Source organism: Proteus sp. LHD240705 (genome assembly GCF_047921555.1).
GTDB lineage: Bacteria > Pseudomonadota > Gammaproteobacteria > Enterobacterales > Enterobacteriaceae > Proteus.
Genome location: NZ_JBLRMI010000003.1, coordinates 501896 through 525042 on the forward strand (window position 1 = coordinate 501896; position 23147 = coordinate 525042).

Below are 23147 nucleotides of genomic sequence, written 5' to 3' on the forward strand. Positions count from 1 at the left end.
CGATATAATTGTTTGTGAACTTAAAAGTTAACGTTAACATTTAAGGGTGAAATGACTTTATAAGGCGCTCAACCAATGAACAAAGACTCAAAAAAATACTATGCGATCTTAAGTGCGCTGTTGTTTTTCTTCTTTTTTACCTGGTCTTCATCCTTTTCATTAGTTTCTATTTGGTTAAATCAGTATGTAGGATTAAAAGCGACAGATACTGGATTGATATTCTCTGCAATTTCTCTGATTGCGTTATGTGCTCAACCTCTATATGGCTTTATTCAAGATAAATTAGGACTAAGAAAGAATTTATTATTAGTGATTGCAGTATTACTTATTCTTTCTGGACCATTTTTTCTAGGTTTCGCATCAATACTTCGCTGGAATATTTTTGTTGGCTCCATTTTGGGAGGTTTATATGTAGGTATGACATTTAATGCGGGGATTGGTGTATTAGAGTCATATACAGAGCGTGTTAGTCGTATTCGTGGTTTTGAATACGGTAGGGCGAGAATGTGGGGATCGCTAGGTTGGGCATCTGCAACATTTATTGCAGGACACAATATAAACATCGATCCTAATTATAATTTTGTGATGGCTTCTATTTCTGGTGTTGTGTTCTTAATTCTTTTAACACTTTTAAAAACAGATAAATCAGACGCATTTAATCAATTAGAGCATGGGAAAACATCGGCTATTACCATAAAAGACGCACTGAATTTACTTTCATTGCCTCGTTTTTGGGCGCTTATTTTATTTGTTATTGGTACCTGTGTTTATGGAGTTTATGACCAACAGTTTCCCGTCTTTTTCTCATCGCAATTTGCAACCTTACAGCAGGGTAATGAGATGTACGGATATCTGAATTCATTGCAGGTATTCTTAGAAGCTGGTGGTATGTTTGTCGCACCTTTTCTGGTCAATAGAATAGGTGCTAAAAACGGCTTATTACTGGCAAGCAGTGTTATGGCGGCACGTATTATTGGCTCAGGACTAGTCGATGGTCCAGTCTTGATCTCTTGTATGAAATTATTACATGCTGTTGAGTTACCTATTTTATTAATTTCAATTTTTAAATATAACAGTCAACACTTTGACAAACGTTTATCTTCAACACTCTATTTAGTCGGTTTTCAATGTGTTAGCTCTATTGTTGCTACATTATTATCTCCATTAGCGGGTTATGGTTATGATCATTATGGTTTTGCACCAACCTATATGGTGATGGGATGTATTGTGATAGGGACAACACTTTTCTCAGCAGTGTTTTTACGTTCAGACGCGAAAGCATTACTGCCACTTGATGGCTTACAACATGAAGATCAAAATAAAGCACAGCCTATTTAATCGCTGATTAATTTATCCTTTGTAGTATCGATTTGGGCTACCAGTAAAAATGTGTAGCCATTTTTTTATCATTAATTAAGTGAACATTTACGGGTTAAAGAATGTTGACTATATTTATTAATGTATATCATCCTAATTAATTGTTAATTAAGCAAAATCAATTAAATTTGTAAACTTTGCTTGTTTATTGACACGATTAAGCGATAATCTTAAACAGAACTATTTATCTTAAATATCAATTGTAAAGGTGTAGGAAATGGATAACGCAAACAAGCCGTCTTTCCAAAACGTACTGGAGTTTGTGCGTATGTATCGTCGTAAAAACAAAATCCGTCGTGAGATCACTGACAATGAGAAAAAGATCCGTGATAACCAAAAACGTGTTCTTTTGTTAGACAACTTAAGTGAATACATTAAACCGGGTATGTCGATTGAAGATGTATTGGGTATTATTGCTAATATGCGTAGTGACTATGACGATCGTGTTGACGATTACATTATTAAAAATGCCGATCTGTCTAAAGAGCGCCGTGAATTATCTAAGCAGTTAAAAGCGATGGGTGAAATTAAAAATCTTCCTGATCTAAAAGACTGATTGTTTTACTAAGAATAAGAAATCGAAGGCCTCTGAATTGAATATTCAGGGGCTTTTTTATGTTGGCTTAATAAATACTCAGTTAATTTGCTAATAGTTACCCAAAAAAAAGAACCCACTAAAAAGTGGGCTCTTAATTTAGAAGTATTATCAAGATATTCTTAATAACACCTTATTATCAGTTTTGACTTTCAGCTTTAGTCATTTCTGAAGAAGCGTGATTAGTAGAACAATGTCCACCCGCACCTGTGCGACCTTTCTTATCAAAAGCTGGACGTGTTTCCCATGCTTTGATTTCAATTGCCACAGGTGTTTCATCAGCGGCTGGCGCTTTTGTCATTGGTGAGCTTGCATGTAGTTGGCGTGCAACTGCAACAGGCTCTTGACGAATAACGACTTCAGTTGGTTTGCTTTCTGTTACCGTTTCAATTTCCACCGCAGAGATTGCGCTTTCTTTTGGCTGGTCTTCAATAACCGTTTCAATAACAGCTTCAACAACGGTTTCAGTCGTAATTTCTTTGTGTTGTTCAACAGTTTCTTCTGTAGCTACTATTACTGCTTCAACAGGCTGAGGCTCAGGCGTTGATATTTCACTCTCTACTGGTGCAACTGTATCTTGTGCAACTTCTTCTGGCGCGATGTTTGTTTCAGCCTGTTGTGAAGTTTCATGCATATAAGCTTCAGTGGTATTTAATACCGCTGAAATGTTCTCTTTACGAGTAATATGCTCTTCTGTATTCACTTCATTAATGACATCACTGATAACGTTGTTTTCAATAATGTCGTTAGTTTCAACAGGCACAGCCTGTGGCTCTACTGCAATAATTTCAGCAACAGCCTCTGTGGTTGATTCAGTACTAACCGTGACAGAATAAGTTGATTCAGTCGATCTTACCTGTGCAATATCAGCAACAATGGTTTCTGAAACCTCTGGTGCGATAGCGACTATTTGTGGATCTTGATGAGTAATAATGCGGTTTTCAACAGAAACGTCATTGTTGTTTTCAGCATTATTCTCAATAAATGGTGCATCACTTATTGGTGTGATTGGATAGCGAATGAAAACTTTACCTGAAGCAAGTTCAGGAGAAGCCACCGCCATTGCCAGAGGCATTGGTGATACTGTTAAGGTACGCTCATCACGATAGCGACGACGACGTTGACCACTTACACGTAAATGACGAGGTGAACGGCGAGAACGACGTGGCATAACATTATCTTGCCCGTTATTATCTTCGTTTTTATTGTCATCTTGTGATTTAGTTGCATCAGGTAATGCTTTTACAGCTTGTGCTTCATTCGCTTCAACTTTCGCAACAGCGACTGCTTTAGGTGCTGATTTTTCTGTTGGCGCAACTTTAGTTTGTGTTGTTGCAACAGGAGGCTCAGAAACGGCTTTTTCAGTCACAACGGGTACAACAGCCAATGCATTATCATTGTCAGTTACGCGTACAGATTGTGCTAATTGACGACGATTGCGGCGTTGCATAGCAGGGCGACGAGGTTCTTCTTTCTTCTCATCAGCACTATCTTTTGCAACGGTATCATTTTCAGCAAGAGCCGCTTGTGCTTTAGCCGCTTCTTGTTGCTGTTGACGTTTTTCTTCTTGACGACGACGCTGTTCCGCACGTTGTTCACGACGCTGTTGGCGACGAGCTTCGCGTTCTGCAATCTCTTGCTCACTACTAACTTCAGTTGTTGGCGTTGTTTGTGGTTTTTGATTGCGATTTTTGCGATTGTCTTCGCTATTTGCGTTATCACGATTACGATCGTTATCACGGTCACGGCGATTATTGTTGTTACGTCGATTATTGTTATTACGACGATCACGACGATTGTCGTTATTCTCTTTCTTATTTTCCTGTGGTTTTTCTGGTGTTACCACAGGCTCTGGTTCACTACTAAATAAGTTAGAGAAGAATTTTGCGATAGAGGCAAAGAAACCTGTACCTTGAGCTTGTTCTGATTTAACAGGTTTAGCTTGAGGCTGAGGTGCTTTTTTGCTTTTCGTCGCTTCAATCGGCTCTTCTTCTTGCAATCCAAAGGCTGAAATAGCGGGTTGTTCAGGCGCTTTACGCTCTGTAACAACATCGTCCTCAGCTTCATTTAGCTGGCTCTCATGGAATTGCGCTAAGTTGTAGCTCAGAGAGGTAATTTCTTCGCCTTTACGCACACGAATAACAGAGAAATGAGGCGTTTGCATTTGGTCATTAGGAACAATAACCACTTTGACATTAGATTGACGTAATTCAATGTCAGTCACTGCTTTACGTTTTTCATTAAGCAAATAAGAGGCGATTTGAACAGGTACAATCGCATGTACTTCATGTGTGTTTTCTTTAAGTGCTTCTTCTTCGATAAGACGTAACACAGAAAGTGACAGTGATTCGTTATCACGAATAGTACCGGTGCCTAAGCAACGCGGACAAACGTGATGGCTAGATTCACCTAATGAAGGGCTTAAACGTTGACGAGACATCTCTAATAAACCAAAGCGAGAGATGCGTCCAATTTGAATGCGAGCACGATCTTGGCGAACAGCTTCGCGCATTCTGTTTTCAACTTCACGCTGATGGCGCACAGGCGTCATGTCGATAAAGTCGATAACAATTAAACCACCTAAGTCGCGTAAACGTAATTGGCGTGCGATTTCGTCAGCCGCTTCTAAGTTAGTATTGAACGCAGTTTCTTCGATATCACCGCCACGGGTTGAGCGTGAAGAGTTGATATCAATCGCTGTTAATGCTTCAGTTGTATCAATAACTAAAGCGCCACCAGAAGGAAGGCGAACTTCACGCTGAAAAGCAGATTCAATCTGTGATTCAATCTGGTAATGGCTAAATAGAGGTACTGCACCTGTATAATGGCGAATTTTGCTAGCAAAATCACCACGACCAATCGCTTCAATATGGCTACGCGCCATTTCAACGACTTTTGCGTTATCAATTAAAATTTCGCCAATATCAGGACGTAAGTAGTCGCGGAATGCGCGAACAATTACGTTACTTTCCTGATGAATTAAGAATGGCGCAGGGCGATTCTCAGCCGCTTTCTTAATAGCATCCCAGTGTCTTAGACGATAGCTTAAGTCTTGTTGTAGTGCTTCGGCAGATTTACCAACACCTGCTGTACGTACAATCAGACCCATACCATCTGGGATTTCAAGGCTTGATAAAGCTTCTTTGAGTTCAGTACGGTCTTCACCTTCAATACGGCGAGAAATACCACCCGCACGAGGATTATTTGGCATTAATACCAAATAACTTCCTGCAAGGCTGATAAAAGTGGTTAATGCTGCACCTTTATTACCACGCTCTTCTTTATCAACTTGAACAATAACTTCCTGGCCTTCTTTTAAGACATCTTTGATGTTAGGACGACCATGGGAGTGATAATTACTAGGAAAGTATTCGCGGGCTATTTCTTTGATAGGAAGGAAACCGTGGCGTTCCGCACCATAATCAACAAAAGCGGCTTCTAAGCTGGGTTCAATTCTAGTGATTTTACCTTTATAGATATTCGCTTTTTTCTGTTCATGACCGGGGCTTTCGATATCCAGATCGTACAAGCGTTGCCCATCGACAAGGGCAACACGCAACTCTTCCTGCTGAGTTGCGTTAATTAACATTCTTTTCATATTGTGACTTACTCGTTATTTTCACGTTTTATAATGTGCCACTAACATACGTAATTACACTATTGATAACCGATGACCTCGTGTCTTTTACAAATGCGTCAACCTCACGGTTGTCGATTGTATAGAGGTGCAATATGTCGGTGAGTCTGATTTTTAGTTCAAAAATTCAGCACTCTTTAATTGAACACGATGTTTCAACTCAATAAGCGATGTATTTATGGCATACTAAATTGTTTGATTTTCGACTATGTCTTACGCCATTGCTGCATTTTGAAAATCAAACAAACAAAATTTTCATAAATATACCTGATAAACATAATCAGGAGAGTCTGCATTATTCCATTGGTGTTAGGGTTATAGCAAGATGACTTTTCTGCTTTGGTGACTTTTTCTGTATAAATATGAGAGATTAGCTAATGTTTCGTCTTTTTCCCATTATTCAGGTTAAAATAGACGACAGATTTGATGTTATTTTGTACACCACAAAGTTGTTTGTTATTTTTATTTTAAGAGAGCCAAAGAATCGCCACTATGAAATCATTTAATCAAGTTCAGTTCGTCACCATTGATGGCGATGAAGCAGGCCAGCGTATCGATAATTTTTTACTGGCACGCTTAAAAGGTGTACCAAAAAGTATGATTTACCGAATTATCCGTAAAGGGGAAGTTCGAGTTAACAAAGGGCGAATTAAACCTGAATACAAACTCAATGCGGGTGACAGCATCCGTATACCTCCTGTGCGAGTATCGGAAAAAGAAGAAGTCGCGGTATCACCAAAGCTTGATAAAGTCGCTGCATTGTCAAATTGTATTTTATATGAAGACGACCATTTAATGCTCATCAATAAACCTTCTGGTACGGCTGTACATGGGGGAAGTGGGTTAAGTTTTGGTGTGATTGAAGGTTTACGTGCATTGCGCCCAGAAGCGCGTTTTTTAGAGCTTGTACATCGTCTTGATAGAGATACATCGGGTGTTTTACTAATTGCAAAAAAACGTTCAGCATTACGTGCTTTGCATGAGCAATTACGCTTAAAACAGATGCAAAAAGATTATTTAGCCTTAGTGCGTGGTCAATGGCAATCTCACACTAAAGTTGTTCAGGCACCGTTGTTGAAAAATATTCTTCAAAGTGGTGAGCGAGTGGTTAAAGTAAGCAATGAAGGAAAGCCTTCTGAAACGCGTTTTAAAGTGGAAGAGCGCTTTGAATTTGCCACATTAGTGAAAGCAAGCCCTGTGACAGGAAGAACACACCAAATTCGTGTGCATACATTACATGCAGGTCATCCTATTGCATTTGATGATCGTTATGGTGATCGTGATTTTGATTCACAATTGGTAGGAACTAAACTTAATCGCCTATTTTTACATGCTAGTTCTTTGACATTTACTCATCCTTCAACGGGTGAACAAATGCGAATTGAAGCGCCAATGGATAATCAGTTACGCCATTGTTTGCAAGTATTACGTAGTCAAAAATCTTAAGTCGAAAATTTTTATTTCAACAGAAAATCCGAATACTCAATACGCCCAGTTTGTTGGGCGTATTGCTTTTCTTAAACCACTAAGAAAGTGAGTGGAAAATAGAATTAACCTTCCACTTTTGTCATGCATTGCTCAACAATTTTATCAATATCCCACTCTTTAGGCAGTGATATTGAACCGTTTTTGCGCATTTCCATATCTACACGGATAAATTCGTTAATTCCGTAATTTTTAATAATGCCGTCGTAAGTACATTCACACACTTCGGCAATTTGAGGAATTAGCGCATCATCAGTAATGCCCGAACCTAATATGCAGCTACTGACGAAATTCTTTTTAAATAAGGATTTGCTGTCATCTTTTTTGTCTGAAATTACACCGTCTTGGATAGTATTTGTCGTGTTAGTTGCTTTTGTTGTTGAAATTTCAGTGTCTTTTTCATCAGAACAACCCACTAATGCTGTTGCCATCACTAAAGCTGTTAAGACTGATGCTAATTTATTCATAATACGCTTTATCGCTACATAAGATTAAAAAATAAGATGACCAGATTCATTTGTGATCATCAGAGAAAAATAATGGGTTTATTCTTTGCGAGAGTAACATTTTATTCAATCGGATAAGTGGTAAACCAATTAAAGAATTTGGATCATCGCCGACAAGTTTATCAAATAGAGTGATGCCTAGTCCCTCAGATTTAAAACTTCCAGCACAATTGAAAGGCATTTCTTTATTTAAATAACTGATAATTTCTTCATCAGTTAAATGACGAAAGTAAACTTGAAATAATTCACAATGAGTTTGATGTTCTAACGTTAGACTATTATATACAGTTAATCCGGTGTAAAACGAGACACATTGTCCTGAAGCTTGTTTTAATTGTGCAAAGGCATTATCAAAATTATGGGGTTTTCCCGTGATCTTTTTATTCAGTACACAAACTTGATCAGAGCCAATTATAAGGTGATGTGGAAATTTTGCTTGTAAAGCGCTGGCTTTTTCATAGGATAAGCGACTGACAAGATCTTGAGCGTACTCTGTGGGCATCGGGGTTTCGTCAATCTCTGGAGATGCCTGTATAAAGGGCATTCCAAGCTTTTTCAGCAACTGAGCTCGAAAGGGTGAAGTAGACGCAAGGACGAGTGGCAACATATTTTTTTTAAAATCCGTAGCAAAATGATGCCTGACATTCTAAACTATGCGCCGCTGATAAAGCGAATTTTGGTGGAAAGGTGTAGATAACCCGCCTTTTTCTTTGACTATATTCCATTACAAAGATAATATGCGCGCCTTATGCAAAAGGTAAAATTACCCCTGACCATTGATGCGCTGCGAGCAGCTCAAAAGAATTTAGACTATGACGGTCATTATTCTCCAGAGCAAGTAAGCCGCTTAGCTGAATCGGTGGTCAGTGTGGACAGTAATATTGACGTGGCTTTATCATTTGATATTGACCATCAACGTCTTGCCGTGATTAAAGGACATTCCGATGTGGATGTGACTTTAGAATGTCAACGTTGTGGTGGCCATTTTCCGTATCATGTTCACGCAACATATTGTTTTAGCCCTGTTGTCAGTGATGAACGGGCCGAGACATTACCGGAAGAATATGAACCAGTTTATGTAAACGAATTTGGTGAAATAGATTTGCTGGCAATGATTGAAGATGAAATAATCCTCAACTTGCCGGTGGTTCCGGTACATGATTTTGAACACTGTGAAGTGTCCGACGCGGATATGGTGTTTGGTGAACTCCCTGAAGAATTATCAGAGAAGCCAAATCCATTTGCCGTATTAGCCAGTTTAAAGAAAAGTACTAAGGAGTAAGGTCAATGGCCGTACAACAAAACAAACCAACTCGTTCTAAACGCGGTATGCGTCGCTCTCATGACGCACTGACAGTAACTCAAGTTTCTGTTGACAAAACTTCTGGTGAAACTCACCTGCGTCACCATGTAACTGCTGACGGTTACTACCGTGGCCGCAAGGTTATCAACAAGTAATTAGCTTTATAGCTCGTTGATACCTTGACAAATCTAACCATAGCGTTAGATGCGATGGGCGGGGACTTCGGTCCTCGCATCACAGTGCCTGCTTGTTTGCGGGCGCTGGCATCTAATCCTCATTTAAAAATATTGCTGGTAGGTCAACCAGACTCTATATCTCCTCTGCTTGCAAATCAAAATGCTGAGCTAATCTCCCGTTTACAAGTTATACCCGCAGAACATATTGTCGCCAATGATGCCAAACCTTCACAAGCTATTAGAGCAAGTAAAGGTACATCAATGCGAGTGGCACTTGATCTCGTGAAAACAGGGGAAGCACAGGCTTGTGTAAGTGCAGGGAATACTGGCGTATTAATGGGATTAGCAAAACTTCGACTTAATGCGATTGATGGAATTGAACGTCCTGCACTGGTTTCGGTATTACCTAATCAGAAAAAAGGCAAGACGGTTGTTCTTGATTTAGGCGCTAACGTTAACTGTGATAGCAAAATGCTGGTGCAGTTTGCGGTAATGGGCGCAGTTATGGCCGAAGAGATAGCAGAGATTGATTCACCGAAAGTGGCGCTTTTAAATATTGGTGAAGAAGAGAGCAAAGGATTAGATAATATCCGCGAAGCTGCTACGGTATTAAAATCGACACCGAATATTAATTATATTGGTTATGTTGAAGGTAATGAATTACTGACAGGCAAAACTGATGTATTGGTGTGTGACGGCTTCGCAGGTAATGTCTCCCTTAAAACGATGGAAGGGGTTATTAGAGTTTTCCTTTCATTGATTAAATCTTCTACTACCGAAAATAAAAAAACGTCGTGGTGGATGAAAATATTGAAGAAGTGGTTACAAAAGCGGCTAATTAAGCGTTTTGGACATATGAACCCCGACCAGTATAACGGTGCTTCTCTGTTAGGATTACGCGGTATCGTCATTAAAAGCCATGGTGGCGCAAATGAAAGCGCGTTTACAGCAGCAATAGAACAGGCTGTTCATGCCGTTGAGCGAAAAATTCCAGAGCGAATTGCTTCACGACTGACAACAGTATTACCCAAGAGCGATTGATAGAATGTATACAAAAATCTTAGGTACTGGTAGTTACTTGCCTGTACAAGTGCGAACTAATGCCGATTTAGAAAAAATGGTTGAAACATCTGACGAGTGGATTGTTACCAGAACGGGTATCCATGAACGTCGAATTGCAGCAGAAGAAGAAACTGTTGCCGTGATGGGTGCGGGTGCTGGCGAAAAAGCATTAGAAATGTCAGGTATTGATAAGCAAGACATTGGATTGATTATTGTTGCAACTACATCTGGCTCTCATGCATTTCCAAGTGCGGCTTGCCAAATTCAAAATGCATTAGGTATTAGTGATTGTATTGCTTTTGATGTTGCGGCTGCATGTTCAGGTTTTGTTTATGCATTAAGTATTGCGGATCAATTTATTAAAGCGGGCACTGTTAAAAAAGCACTGGTTATTGGTGCTGACAGATTATCTCACGCTTTAGATCCAGAAGATCGTGGCACGATTATCCTATTTGGTGATGCGGCAGGTGCTGTGGTTGTTGGCGCATCAGAAGAAGAAGGCATTATCTCTACCCATTTACATTCTGATGGCCGTTTTGGTGATCTATTAGCACTACCTTATCAGAGTAGAGAAAATGACGATTTACCTGCTTACGTGACTATGGCAGGAAATGAAGTTTTTAAAGTCGCAGTTCGTGAGCTTGCCCACATTGTGGATGAGACACTTGAAGCTAACAAAATTGATAAATCTGAACTGGACTGGCTTGTGCCTCATCAGGCAAATTTAAGAATTATTTCAGCGACAGCGAAAAAGCTGGATATGACAATGGATAAAGTAGTGGTGACATTAGATCGCCACGGCAATACGTCAGCAGCATCAGTCCCTACAGCATTAGATGAAGCTGTAAGAGATAATCGCATTCAACGTGGTCAGTTAATCTTACTGGAAGCGTTTGGTGGCGGTTTTACTTGGGGTTCTGCACTTATCCGTTTTTAATATTATCAGGAAAATAAACATGACTGATTTTGCAATGGTTTTTCCCGGACAGGGATCACAATCTGTTGGAATGCTTGCAGAACTTGCAGAGCAATATCCAATCGTGACTGAAACATTTGCTCAAGCATCTGATGTATTGGGTTACTCTCTTTGGGACTTAGTTCAGAATGGCCCAGAAGAAGAGCTAAACAAAACATGGAAAACACAGCCAGCATTATTAGCAGCTTCTGTTGCTATCTGGCGTGTATGGCAAGAAAAACAAGGCAAAATGCCACAAATGATGGCAGGTCACAGTCTTGGCGAGTATTCTGCTTTAGTGTGTGCGGGAGTTATTGATTTCGCTGCGGCAATTAAATTAGTAGAATTACGTGGTCAACTGATGCAAGAAGCCGTACCTGCGGGTACGGGTGCAATGTATGCGATTATCGGCTTAGATAATGACGCTATTGCAAAAGCCTGTGAAGAAGCAGCGCAAGGACAAGTTGTCTCACCTGTAAACTTTAATTCACCGGGTCAAGTTGTTATTGCGGGTAACAAAGAAGCCGTAGAACGTGCTGGTGTGTTATGTAAAGAAGCGGGTGCTAAACGTGCTTTACCACTAGCAGTAAGCGTGCCTTCTCACTGTGCTTTAATGAAACCGGCTGCTGATAAGCTAGCGGTTGCATTACAAGAAATCGAATTTAAACAACCTGAAATTCAGGTCGTTAATAACGTTGATGTGATAGCACAAACTGATGCAAATGCAATCCGTGATGCATTAGTTCGCCAGCTTTATAATCCAGTTCGCTGGACTGAAACGGTTGAACTTATTGCTGAAAAAGGTATCACACAATTATTAGAAATCGGGCCAGGAAAAGTATTAACTGGCTTAACAAAACGTATTTCTAAAGAAATGAACGCTGCAGCAGTTAATGATATTGCATCATTAGATGTTGCATTAGGAAATGACTGAGGGATCTCATGGGATTTGACGGAAAAATAGCGCTAGTTACTGGTGCAAGCCGTGGTATTGGCCGTGCGATTGCAGAAGATTTAGTTGCACGCGGTGCGACAGTAATTGGTACAGCAACGAGTGAAAACGGTGCGAAAGCTATCAGCGAATATTTAAACGGTAAGGGTAAGGGTTTTGTGTTAAATGTCACAGAAAACGACTCTATCGAAAAATTTTTAGCCGATGTGCGCGCTGAATTTGGCGAAATTGATATTTTGGTCAATAATGCAGGTATTACTCGTGATAACCTGTTGATGCGCATGAAAGATGATGAGTGGCAAGATATCATTGACACTAATCTTTCATCAGTCTTCCGTCTGTCTAAAGCAGTTATGCGTGCTATGATGAAAAAACGTTATGGTCGTATAATTACGATTGGTTCTGTTGTTGGAACCATGGGTAACGCAGGACAGGCAAACTACGCGGCGGCGAAAGCGGGTGTGATTGGTTTTAGTAAATCATTAGCACGCGAAGTTGCTTCCCGTGGCATTACGGTGAATGTTGTTGCTCCAGGTTTTATCGAAACTGATATGACTAGAGCATTAACAGACGACCAAAGAGCAGGTATTTTATCTCAAGTCCCTGCTAACCGTTTAGGTGATGCCAAAGAGATTGCCAGTGCTGTAGCTTTCTTAGCTTCTGATGAAGCAAGCTATATCACGGGTGAAACATTGCATGTCAATGGTGGCATGTACATGATCTAATTATGGGGACGTCTTTATATTTGCTTTTTGCGTACAATATAATGCAAAATATAGCAAATAAAGTAGTCCACACAGTCGGGATTGGTTAGATCTTTTCCTGTATTTATAAACTAAGAAAATCATCGCGCAAGCGAGTTTTGATAGGAAATTTAATAGTATGAGCACTATCGACGAACGCGTTAAGAAAATCATTGTTGAACAACTGGGTGTTAAAGAGGAAGAAGTTGTAAATTCAGCTTCATTTGTTGATGACTTAGGCGCTGATTCTCTTGACACAGTTGAGCTGGTAATGGCTCTGGAAGAAGAATTCGATATCGAAATCCCAGACGAAGAAGCAGAAAAAATTACTACAGTTCAAGCTGCTATTGATTACGTTGAAAACGCAGGTAAATAAGCTTGCTAATCTAGGCGGTCACTCGACCGCCTATATTTTTAATCCTAAACTTTTTCCCTCCTTGGAGGATAAGCGTGTCTAAGCGTCGTGTAGTTGTGACCGGACTAGGCATGTTATCTCCTGTCGGTAATAACGCAGAAGCTTCTTGGGAAGCAGTGTGTGCCGGACAGAGTGGTATCGGCCTTATCGAAGATTTTGACACCAGTCATCATGCGACTAAATTCGCTGGATTGGTAAAAGATTTCAATCACGAAGATTATAATCTTTCGCGTAAAGACGCGCGTAAGATGGATCTTTTCATTCAATATGGTATTGCAGCAGGTGTGCAGGCCATTGCGGATTCAGGTCTTGAAGTAACAGAAGCCAATGCAAGTCGTATCGGAGCTGCTATTGGTTCTGGTATTGGTGGCTTAGGCCTTATCGAAGAAAACCATACATCTATGATGAATGGTGGTCCTCGTAAAATTAGCCCATTCTTTGTACCTTCAACCATCATTAACATGGTTGCAGGGCATTTAAGCATTATGTATGGTCTTCGTGGCCCTACAATCTCTATTGCAACAGCGTGTACTTCAGGTGTTCATAATATTGGACATGCTGCTCGTATTATCGCTTATGGTGATGCAGATGCAATGCTGGCAGGTGGTGCCGAAAAAGCAACCACACCATTAGGTTTGGGTGGCTTTGGTGCTGTTCGTGCATTATCAACACGTAACGATAATCCTCAAGCGGCTAGTCGCCCATGGGATAAAGATCGTGATGGTTTTGTATTAGGTGATGGTGCGGGTGTTCTTGTTCTTGAAGAGTACGAACACGCTAAAAACCGTGGCGCTAAAATTTATGCTGAAGTGGTTGGTTTTGGTATGAGCAGTGATGCTTATCACATGACTTCACCGGCAGAAAATGGCGAAGGCGGTGCGCTGGCTATGACAAATGCACTGAAAGATGCGGGTATTGCCTCATCAGAAGTGGGTTATATCAACGCACACGGTACATCAACAAATGCAGGCGATGTTGCTGAAGCACAAGCAGTGGCAAACGTATTTGGCAAAGGCACTGATGTATTAGTTAGCTCAACAAAATCTATGACAGGTCACTTATTAGGTGCTGCGGGTGCAATTGAGTCTATCTTTACAATCCTTTCGTTACGTGACCAAATTGTACCTCCAACAATAAACCTAGATAATCAAGACGAAAACTGCCATCTTGATTTCGTTCCACATAAAGCACGTAAAGTTGAGAACATGGAATATGCTCTGTGTAACTCATTCGGCTTTGGTGGTACCAACGGTTCAATTCTCTTTAAGCGCGTATAACCCGTTTTTTGTAGAAAACTGAAAAATACCTAAAGGCCCAGGATTATTCTGGGTCTTTTATTTTGTCCTTTTACTGCCAGTTGTTTTATCATGTACAGATTGATATCAATAACATAGATGTAGGGTGTGTTAGATGTATTGGGTAAATGGACAACAGCAACAAAATGTCGATGCAAGCGACCGCGCAATACAGTTTGGTGATGGTTGTTTTACTACGCTTGCCGTTGAGTATGGCAATCCTATTTTGTTACCTGCCCACATCAATCGCTTAAAACAAGGTTGTGATGCGCTTTTTCTACCACATCCAAATTGGTCTGACTTAGAAAGGCACATTATAGATATTGCCTCAGACACTCAAACGAAAGGTGTTATTAAGGTTATCATTAGTCGTGGCTATGGTGGACGAGGATATTCCTCCAATGGATTTATAACGCCGACAGTAATAATATCACTATCATCTTATCCTACCCATTATCTCCACCAGCAAAGTGAAGGTGTATCGCTTGGTATAAGTCCTGTTACCTTAGGGCAAAATCCTTTGTTGGCAGGGATAAAACATCTCAATCGCTTAGAACAAGTCCTTATCAAATATCATTTAGAAAAAACAGAATTTGATGATGTTTTAGTGTGTGATAATGAAGGATATTTAGTTGAAGCTAATGCAGCAAATCTTTTTTGGCGCAAAGGAAATAGGCTTTTTACACCAAATCTGACTAATTCAGGGGTAAATGGCATTATGCGTCAATCCATTTTTCAATTAGCTCAAAAAAATCATTGGGAAATTGATATTGTGAGAGAAAAACCTGAAACACTTTATCAAGCTGATGAAATATGGTTAACAAATGCGTTGATGCCAGTGATCCCCGTTTCACAAATCACTTTTTCAGATGATAAGTGCTATCAATATCCTAGTAGGGATTATTATCATGTTGTTTTACAACACAGTTTGTCACTTAAATAGAATTTAATGAGTTATAAATGAAGATAAAAAAAATAGTATGGATAGTTTTTTTTGCCTTATTAATTAGCCTTGGTGCAATGGCGTTGTATGTGATGCAGCATATTCGAGGCTTAGAAGAAAATATTATTGTAAAACAAGATGAAATGTTACTTACTGTTCCAGCAGGAACGGGGCGTGTTGCCATGGAGCAACTGCTAATAAAAAATAATCTGCTTAATGAAGGAGATTATTTCCAAATTTTGCTAAAAGCAAAGCCAGAGCTAAGCCAATTTAAAGCGGGGACTTATCGCTTAACAAAGGGTATGACGTTACGTGATGTTTTACTGCTTATCAAAAGTGGTAAAGAGGCGCAGTTTACAATCCGTTTTATTGAAGGAAGCCGTTTAAAAGATTGGCAATCTATTTTTGATCAAGCGCCTCAACTAACAACCGTTGCACATACTCTGGACGCTGATAAATTACGCCAAGAAATAGGAATAAAACCTGAAATTACTAATCTAGAAGGTTGGTTCGCGCCAGATACATACCATTACACCGCAGGTACGACTGATGTCGCAATTTTAAAGCGTGCCTACCAACAAATGGAAAAAACATTAGAAGAAGAGTGGATTAAACGCGATAGTGACTTACCGTATAAATCGGCTTATGAAATGCTTATCATGGCATCAATTATTGAAAAAGAGACGGGTATTGATGCTGAAAGAACAAAGGTTGCGTCTGTTTTTGTCAATCGATTAAAAACTAATATGCGATTACAGACTGATCCAACAGTCATCTATGGTTTAGGTGATAAATATAGAGGCACGATTTACCGTAGTGATTTAAATGGCTATACACCTTATAACACGTATCAAATTGATGGCTTACCACCAACACCAATAGCAATGCCTGGTGTTGCTTCAATTAGAGCTGCTGCACATCCAGCGGATACACGTTATCTCTATTTTGTTGCGGATGGAACGGGTGGTCATAAATTTTCAACCACACTCAATGAACACAATAAGGCCGTCGCGCAATACCGACGCTTACAACAAAGATAATTATGAACAACAGCAAATTTATTGTAATTGAAGGATTAGAAGGCGCTGGAAAAACCAGTGCAATTCAAACGGTTATTGATACATTAAAAGAACAAGGTATCACCAATCTGGCTTTTACCCGTGAACCGGGTGGCACACCGCTTGCTGAAAAACTACGTGAACTCATCAAGCAAGGTATTGATGGCGAAAAAGTGACAGATAAAGCAGAGCTTTTAATGCTATATGCAGCGCGTGTTCAGCTTGTTGAGAACGTGATAAAACCTGCGCTTGCAGAAGGTAAATGGGTGATTGGGGATAGACACGATCTCTCTTCACAAGCTTATCAAGGTGGTGGACGCGGCTTAGATAAAGATCTTATGTTGTCACTTCGTAATACGGTTCTTGGTGATTTTCGCCCTGATTTAACCTTATATCTTGATTTAGATCCGGCTATTGGTCTTGCCAGAGCGCGTGCTAGAGGCGAATTAGACCGAATTGAAAAAGAATCAATGGATTTCTTTTATCGTACTCGTGAACGTTATCAGGCCTTAGCCAAAGGTGATGACTCTATTATCACAATAGATGCATCTCAAGCTATTGAAAAAGTACAAGCAGATATCCGTCAAACATTAACAACGTGGCTAGTTCAGCAGGAAAATAAATCACTATGAATTGGTATCCTTGGCTAAATCAGGCATATCGACAACTTATTAGCATGTATCAAGAAGGGCGAGGTCATCATGCTTTGCTTTTACATGCGATAGAAGGCATGGGAGGAGAAGCACTCTCTTATGGGTTAAGTCGTTGGTTAATGTGCCAGAATAAACAGGGATTAAAAAGTTGTAATGAATGCCATAGCTGTCGATTGATGCTTGCTGAAACACATCCTGATTGGCATGTTTTGCAGAGTGAAAAGGGTAAGTCCTCGATTGGTATTGAAGCAGTAAGAAAAGTGACTGAAAAGCTGGAGCATCATGCTCAGCAAAGTGGTTTTAGAGTTGTTTGGATAAAAGACGTTGAAGCATTAACTGAAGCGGCAGCCAATGCATTGCTTAAAACGTTAGAAGAGCCGCCTAAAAACACCTATTTTTTACTGAATTGTCAGCAACCAGAGGTTTTATTAGCGACATTGCGTAGCCGTTGTTTTTATTACCATTTGGCAACGCCAGATATCCAACACGCAACGCACTGGTTACAGCAACAATTACCAAACATACCTTATGCAAATAGTGTGACAGCATTAAATTTATCTCAGAATGCCCCCGTTTTAGCGCTTTCATTATTGAAAGATGAGTGGAAAGAAAGAGAGGCTTTTTGCCAAGCTTTATATGCAAGCATCCAACAACGTGATTTATATGCATTTTTACCACAATTAAATCAAGATAATGCAGAACACCGCTTGTATTGGCTATTATCACTACTGCTTGATGCATTAAAATACCAAACCAATGCACAGGTGTATTGCGTGAATCAAGACCAGCAAGCATTGATTATGGCGTTATCACAATGGCCTTCGGATATTTTATTATCCACTATTGATGGATGGAAACAGTGTCGCTATCAGTTAATGACTATTCCAGCCTTAAATAAAGAATTATTACTGGCAGAGCAACTGCTAGATTGGGAAAATCAGCTAGCCACAAAAAATTAATTAGCTATATATTAATTATGATTTAGCTGTAATAAAAAACACCTATATTCTAAATCATTCGAGTTGTAGGTAGGGGGCAAGCAAAGATATCCCGATGAGCATACTCATGTGTGTGATTCGGGTAGCTGAGCGTAGCCAACACCCCTGCAACTTGAAGGATGACGAGTATATAAGTCGTACCAGATAAATGAGAGTAAGTTATGTTTTTAGTTGATTCACACTGCCATCTCGACTGCTTAGATTATGAAAAATTACATGAAAATATTGATGATGTTGTCGAAAAAGCACAGCAGCGTGATGTTCAATATATGTTAGCAGTGGCAACCACATTACCGGGCTTTAAGAGTATGCGTGAGCTAATCGGTAAACGTGACAATATCGCCTTTTCTTGTGGGATCCATCCTTTAAATTTAGATGAAGGTCATGATATTGAAGAATTAGCACGTTTAGCCGCTGCCCCTGATGTTGTGGCTTTAGGTGAAACAGGGCTAGATTACTATTACCAACAAGAAAATGCGGCTTTACAGCGTGAAATTTTCCGTGAGCATATTCGTATTGGACGCCAAGTTAATAAACCCGTTATTGTGCATACACGCAGTGCTCGAGAAGATACTTTATCCATTTTAAAAGAAGAGAAAGTTCAAGATTGTGGCGGTGTTCTGCATTGCTTTACTGAAGATAAAGAAACTGCAACAGCATTACTTGATCTTGGAATGTATATTTCTTTTTCTGGCATCGTAACATTTAGAAATGCTGAACAAATTAGAGAAGCTGCTCGCATTGTTCCTCTTGATAGAATTTTAGTTGAAACAGACTCCCCTTATTTAGCGCCAGTTCCTCATCGCGGAAAAGAAAACCAACCAGCTTATGTCCGTGATGTTGCAGAATATATGGCTGTCTTAAAAGGCGTCAGTGTTGAAGAGTTAGCGCAACAAACAACACGCAATTTTGCTAAGCTCTTTCATATTCAAAACTTACCTGCTTAATAGAATTAATCAGGAATTAAAATAAATAATAAGGTGATGGAAATGGCAGAAGAAACAATTTTCAGTAAAATTATTCGTGGTGAAATCCCAGCCAATATCGTTTTTCAAGATGATACAGTGACTGCATTTCGTGATATTTCACCTCAAGCACCCACTCATATTTTAATTATTCCTAATAAACTTATTCCTACTGTAAATGATGTTACTGCGGAAGATGAGCAAGTATTAGGACACCTTTTTGTAGTTGCGGCAAAAATTGCACAACAAGAAGGCATTGCTGAAGACGGTTACCGCTTAGTGATGAACTGTAATAAACATGGTGGACAAGAAGTTTTCCATATTCATATGCATTTGCTTGGCGGAAAACCATTAGGGCCATTATTAAGCCAGTAATGGATGTGATGCTAACAGCAGGATAACAGGAAGTAATACATGATAAGACAAGGTAAGGCCATTTGTTCATTACTTATCGCTGTATTTATGACGACATTGCTTTCAGGATGTTTATCATCTCATTCAGATAATAAACTCTATTTCAATCGTCAGCAGGCTATTATTATGGAGCCTTCGGTATTAGTTGTAGGCGTTGTTGCTGGTCAGCCAACCATTGAACACCATGCTAATGGCACAAAAGCGACAGTCATGTTATCAAATACACAATCTTACCCTGTTTCTATTCGCTATCGTTTTTATTGGTATAACGAACAAGGACTTGAAGTTTCTCCTGCTGGGAATGTAAATGATGTGACTATTCTTGGTGATGGTGATGCCGAAATTAGTGGTGATATACCAGATAAAACCATTAGTTATGTCAGAGTTTATCTCTTTACTTAGGATAAGGTAACACGAGCATGAAAAGAGTTCTATTTGTGGCGATGTCTGTATTTTTATTAGCGGGTTGTCCATCTATGTTGCCACAACAACCGCCTGTACCTGTGGAGCCTGTGACACCTACAGAGCCAGTAGAGCCACCTAAACCGATAGAGCCACCAATTGAAGTTGTGCCAACGCCACCTAAAATCACGAGTATTAATTGGAATGCTGCTGTCACTCCTTTAATTAGAGAAATGGCGGTTACTGGTGATTTAGAGGCAGGTAAGCTTATCGTTGTTGATAATGTTAAAAATAATTCGGGTGGAAACATCCAAGCGGTAAATGCAACCAATACGATTATCGAATCAGTTAATAGTATTAGTGCGTTACAAACCGTGCCTTACACGCAAATGATGTCAGCACGAAAAGCCCTTGGTTTATCTGGTGAAGATAGCCTAGGTCTTCGTAGTGCAGCGATTGGCTTGGCCCGCTATTTGAAAGCTGATTATATTTTATTCTCAACCGTTGATGGTAAAAAAGATAACCGTGTGATTAGTATGCAGTTAATGTCGGTTTCTTCTGGTGAAATTCTTTGGAACGGGCGCCATAAGGTTGAGTGATCTGCATTACTCAAGTTTGCTTAATGCCTTGCAAGCGCTTTTCCCTGCAACGGCATTAAGCAAATGGAAAATCACAGCATTAGAAGGCGCTGGCGGTGGTGCTTTTCGTGTGCAATGTGCAGATATTGACTGGGTTGCTCGCTATTATGGCGATGAAAAAAAAGCGCTTTATGTACATGGAAGAAAAGAATACGCTATTTTAAAACAGCTATCAGGATCTAATTTATCACCTAAAGTTGCCACACGTTATAAAAAGTGGTTTTTTCTTTATTGGTTACAGGGCGAACATCTTACTCACCAATCACTTTTTAGTACTTATTTAAAACCGTTGGCTGAAAAAATAGCCATACTTCATCAACACACACCGTTAGGTTTTCCTCTTAACCTAAATCATGAATTATTAATTTATTGGCAGAGTATTGATAGAAAACGCTTATCTGCTAAATGGTTACGCTTACAACAACATTTTTTACGCCAACCGCGATGCAATTTCATAAAATACGCGCCTGCTCACATGGATTTACATGTTGAGAATATTCTTCTTAGTGATTCGGGTATAAAATTTATTGATTGGGAATATGCGGCCGATATTGATACAGCGGATTCATTGATGACGTTCTTTGCAACAAACCAACTCAATGAAGCGCAACAAAATACGTTTTTGGATTATTATTATTCGTATCATTGTCATTATGCTCAATCCAAAGAGACGGATGTTTATTCTGTGAAGGAATTGAGAAAGCGTATTCTATCAAGAGAGCCATTCATTTTTTATATGATGCTAATGTGGTATGAAGTCCGTTGGCAACAAACAAAAGATGGATCATTTTTAATAATGTCTGAACCTTTACGTCGCTATTTCAGTCTGACGAATTAAAGACATTATCTTGTCACAATTACAAAGAGAGGAATGTTATGGGTCCGGTAATGCTTGATGTTGAAGGATATGAACTCGATAGTGAAGAGCGTGAAATTTTAAAGCATCCTCTTGTCGGTGGATTAATCCTTTTTACCCGCAACTTCCACGATGCTGAACAATTAAATGAATTAGTTCGCCAAATTCGTGATGCATCTCATGAGCGCCTTGTGATTGCAGTAGACCAAGAAGGGGGACGTGTACAGCGCTTCCGTGATGGTTTTACACGATTGCCTGCGGCTCAATCTTATGCGGCACTAAATGAAGGTTATCAAGCGAGTCATTTAGCACAAGAAGCGGGATGGTTAATGGCATCAGAAATGATTGCCATGGATATTGATATCAGTTTTGCACCTGTGCTCGACCTAGGTCATAACTGTATCGCCATTGGCGAGCGTTCTTTCCATGATTCACCAGAAATTGCTATGACAATGGCTGAGAGCTTTATCAAAGGTATGCGCTCTGCGGGCATGAAATCAACAGGAAAACACTTCCCTGGACATGGTGCTGTAAGGGCTGATTCTCATAAAGAAACGCCTCGTGATGATCGCTCTTTAGATGATATTCGCCAACATGATATGTCCATTTTTAAAGATTTTATTCAACGCCAGTTATTAGATGCCATTATGCCAGCTCATGTCATTTATTCTCAGATTGATGAGCGTCCGGCAAGTGGCTCATCGTACTGGCTGAAATCCATCTTACGTGAACAATTAGGCTTCCAAGGCGTTATTTTCTCTGATGATTTATCGATGGAGGGGGCAGCTATTATGGGAAGTTACGCAGAAAGAGCACAACGTTCGCTAGATGCTGGCTGTGATATGCTTTTAGTGTGTAATAACCGAAAAGGGGCGGTGAGTGTGTTAGATAACCTGTCCTCTGTCAAAGCAGAACGCATTTCCACATTGTACCATCACCGAGGTCGTTACACATTGAGTGAGCTACAAACCTCTGATCGTTGGAAAAAAGCGAATCAGTTGCTGACCCAATTACAGGAGCAATGGCAGGAGCGAGCATGATTATATATTTACATGGTTTTGATTCCACAAGTCCTGGAAATCATGAGAAAGTTTTACAGCTACAGTTTATTGATCCTGATGTCCGCTTTTTAAGCTACAGTACGTTGCATCCTCGTCATGACATGCAACACTTACTGAAAGAAACGGATAAAGTGATTAAATCCACGAAAGAGCCAGTATTAATTTGCGGCGTAGGATTAGGTGGATATTGGGCAGAGCGTATTGGTTTCTTATGTAATATTCGTCAGGTAATGATTAATCCTAATCTTTTTCCTTACGAAAACATGACAGACAAAATCGACAGACCTGAAGAATATTTAGATATCTCAACGAAATGTATTAAAGATTTTCGTTCTAAAAACAAAGATAACGCTTTAGTGATTTTATCTCGTAATGATGAGGTTTTAGATAATCAGCGTTCTGCTGATGAATTATCACCTTATTACTCCGTAATTTGGGATGAAGTGCAAACGCATAAATTTAAGAGCCTCTCTGAGCATCTATTTAAAATTAAAGCATTTAATCGTAAAGAGTAAGACTAAAGTCATATGTTTAAAATGGATGGTGTTTGTTCCATCCATTTTTTTATCTAACGTAGCTAAAACGTTCATACCGTCCTCTCTATCTATCTCTTTTCAACATTTTTCCGACCCCTTATTTTTATCACCTCAATGATCAC

Annotated in this window: 25 protein-coding genes; 22 read left to right on the forward strand and 3 right to left on the reverse strand. The window is 39.7% G+C overall.

The window, feature by feature from the left end; genetic code table 11:
• Positions 1-75: 75 nt before the first annotated feature.
• Positions 76-1338: an MFS transporter gene (locus ACNART_RS08600; RefSeq protein ID WP_368926954.1), complete on the forward strand. Its 1263-nt coding sequence runs from the start codon at positions 76-78 to the stop codon at positions 1336-1338.
• 256 nt (positions 1339-1594) lie between these two features.
• Positions 1595-1933: a PTS system regulator TmaR gene (gene tmaR, locus ACNART_RS08605; protein ID WP_036937771.1), complete on the forward strand. Its 339-nt coding sequence runs from the start codon at positions 1595-1597 to the stop codon at positions 1931-1933.
• A 178-nt stretch (positions 1934-2111) separates the two neighbouring features.
• Here tmaR and rne read toward each other — a convergent pair whose 3' ends face one another.
• Complete coding sequence (rne, locus tag ACNART_RS08610) at positions 2112-5570, reverse strand: ribonuclease E (protein ID WP_368926952.1); 3459 nt, start codon at positions 5568-5570, stop codon at positions 2112-2114.
• A gap of 531 nt (positions 5571-6101) precedes the next feature.
• On the opposite strand from rne, the gene rluC reads away from it, so the two are divergent.
• Positions 6102-7055, forward strand: coding sequence for a 23S rRNA pseudouridine(955/2504/2580) synthase RluC (gene rluC / locus ACNART_RS08615; RefSeq protein WP_099076193.1), 954 nt, complete (start codon positions 6102-6104; stop codon positions 7053-7055).
• A gap of 104 nt (positions 7056-7159) precedes the next feature.
• Here the strand turns inward: rluC and ACNART_RS08620 are convergent, their stop codons facing one another.
• A complete protein-coding gene (locus tag ACNART_RS08620; RefSeq protein ID WP_198620649.1) occupies positions 7160-7561 on the reverse strand; it encodes a hypothetical protein in 402 nt (133 codons plus the stop codon).
• A 46-nt stretch (positions 7562-7607) separates the two neighbouring features.
• A complete protein-coding gene (locus ACNART_RS08625; protein ID WP_196533125.1) occupies positions 7608-8207 on the reverse strand; it encodes a Maf family protein in 600 nt (199 codons plus the stop codon).
• Positions 8208-8348: 141 nt separating this feature from the next.
• Here ACNART_RS08625 and yceD point away from each other — a divergent pair, with 141 nt between their 5' ends.
• The 19 genes from yceD (at position 8349) to ycfP (ending at position 23004) form a co-directional block, all read left to right on the forward strand.
• Positions 8349-8882, forward strand: coding sequence for a 23S rRNA accumulation protein YceD (gene yceD, locus ACNART_RS08630; RefSeq protein ID WP_023582576.1), 534 nt, complete (start codon positions 8349-8351; stop codon positions 8880-8882).
• A gap of 5 nt (positions 8883-8887) precedes the next feature.
• Positions 8888-9058 (forward strand): 50S ribosomal protein L32, encoded by a 171-nt coding sequence (rpmF, locus tag ACNART_RS08635; RefSeq protein ID WP_006537252.1) that lies wholly within the window; start codon positions 8888-8890, stop codon positions 9056-9058.
• A gap of 24 nt (positions 9059-9082) precedes the next feature.
• On the forward strand, positions 9083-10120 hold the full coding sequence (gene plsX / locus ACNART_RS08640; protein WP_088493193.1) for a phosphate acyltransferase PlsX: 1038 nt from the start codon (positions 9083-9085) through the stop codon (positions 10118-10120).
• 4 nt (positions 10121-10124) lie between these two features.
• A complete protein-coding gene (locus ACNART_RS08645; RefSeq protein WP_198620648.1) occupies positions 10125-11078 on the forward strand; it encodes a beta-ketoacyl-ACP synthase III in 954 nt (317 codons plus the stop codon).
• A 19-nt stretch (positions 11079-11097) separates the two neighbouring features.
• A complete protein-coding gene (fabD, locus tag ACNART_RS08650; protein ID WP_151434798.1) occupies positions 11098-12030 on the forward strand; it encodes an ACP S-malonyltransferase in 933 nt (310 codons plus the stop codon).
• An 8-nt stretch (positions 12031-12038) separates the two neighbouring features.
• Positions 12039-12773, forward strand: a complete 735-nt coding sequence (fabG, locus tag ACNART_RS08655; RefSeq protein WP_196533127.1) for a 3-oxoacyl-ACP reductase FabG — start codon at positions 12039-12041, stop codon at positions 12771-12773.
• A 157-nt stretch (positions 12774-12930) separates the two neighbouring features.
• Positions 12931-13167: an acyl carrier protein gene (acpP, locus tag ACNART_RS08660; protein ID WP_004247087.1), complete on the forward strand. Its 237-nt coding sequence runs from the start codon at positions 12931-12933 to the stop codon at positions 13165-13167.
• A gap of 74 nt (positions 13168-13241) precedes the next feature.
• Positions 13242-14483 carry a beta-ketoacyl-ACP synthase II gene (gene fabF, locus ACNART_RS08665; RefSeq protein WP_368926950.1) on the forward strand — a complete coding sequence of 414 codons (1242 nt, stop codon included), beginning with the start codon at positions 13242-13244 and terminating at the stop codon, positions 14481-14483.
• 133 nt (positions 14484-14616) lie between these two features.
• Positions 14617-15444: an aminodeoxychorismate lyase gene (gene pabC / locus ACNART_RS08670; protein WP_368888047.1), complete on the forward strand. Its 828-nt coding sequence runs from the start codon at positions 14617-14619 to the stop codon at positions 15442-15444.
• A 17-nt stretch (positions 15445-15461) separates the two neighbouring features.
• Positions 15462-16484, forward strand: a complete 1023-nt coding sequence (gene mltG / locus ACNART_RS08675) for an endolytic transglycosylase MltG (protein WP_368926949.1) — start codon at positions 15462-15464, stop codon at positions 16482-16484.
• A gap of 2 nt (positions 16485-16486) precedes the next feature.
• Complete coding sequence (gene tmk, locus ACNART_RS08680) at positions 16487-17134, forward strand: dTMP kinase (RefSeq protein ID WP_109372884.1); 648 nt, start codon at positions 16487-16489, stop codon at positions 17132-17134.
• Entirely contained in the window at positions 17131-18114 is a 984-nt protein-coding gene (holB, locus tag ACNART_RS08685) for a DNA polymerase III subunit delta' (RefSeq protein WP_368926948.1), read from the forward strand. Before tmk ends, holB begins: the two co-directional genes overlap by 4 nt.
• A 200-nt stretch (positions 18115-18314) precedes the next feature.
• Complete coding sequence (locus ACNART_RS08690) at positions 18315-19100, forward strand: metal-dependent hydrolase (RefSeq protein WP_196533132.1); 786 nt, start codon at positions 18315-18317, stop codon at positions 19098-19100.
• A gap of 42 nt (positions 19101-19142) precedes the next feature.
• Positions 19143-19493, forward strand: a complete 351-nt coding sequence (gene hinT / locus ACNART_RS08695) for a purine nucleoside phosphoramidase (protein WP_036913377.1) — start codon at positions 19143-19145, stop codon at positions 19491-19493.
• A 39-nt stretch (positions 19494-19532) separates the two neighbouring features.
• Positions 19533-19934, forward strand: a complete 402-nt coding sequence (locus tag ACNART_RS08700) for a YcfL family protein (protein ID WP_109372888.1) — start codon at positions 19533-19535, stop codon at positions 19932-19934.
• A gap of 17 nt (positions 19935-19951) precedes the next feature.
• Complete coding sequence (locus tag ACNART_RS08705) at positions 19952-20533, forward strand: penicillin-binding protein activator LpoB (RefSeq protein ID WP_109372889.1); 582 nt, start codon at positions 19952-19954, stop codon at positions 20531-20533.
• The gene (locus ACNART_RS08710) at positions 20526-21410 is read left to right on the forward strand and encodes a phosphotransferase (protein ID WP_368926946.1); all 885 of its coding nucleotides are present in this window, start codon (positions 20526-20528) and stop codon (positions 21408-21410) included. Before ACNART_RS08705 ends, ACNART_RS08710 begins: the two co-directional genes overlap by 8 nt.
• Before the next feature lie 38 nt (positions 21411-21448).
• On the forward strand, positions 21449-22468 hold the full coding sequence (nagZ, locus tag ACNART_RS08715) for a beta-N-acetylhexosaminidase (RefSeq protein WP_109372891.1): 1020 nt from the start codon (positions 21449-21451) through the stop codon (positions 22466-22468).
• Entirely contained in the window at positions 22465-23004 is a 540-nt protein-coding gene (ycfP, locus tag ACNART_RS08720; protein WP_109372892.1) for an alpha/beta hydrolase YcfP, read from the forward strand. The genes nagZ and ycfP overlap by 4 nt, the downstream gene beginning before the upstream one ends.
• Positions 23005-23147: the final 143 nt, after the last annotated feature.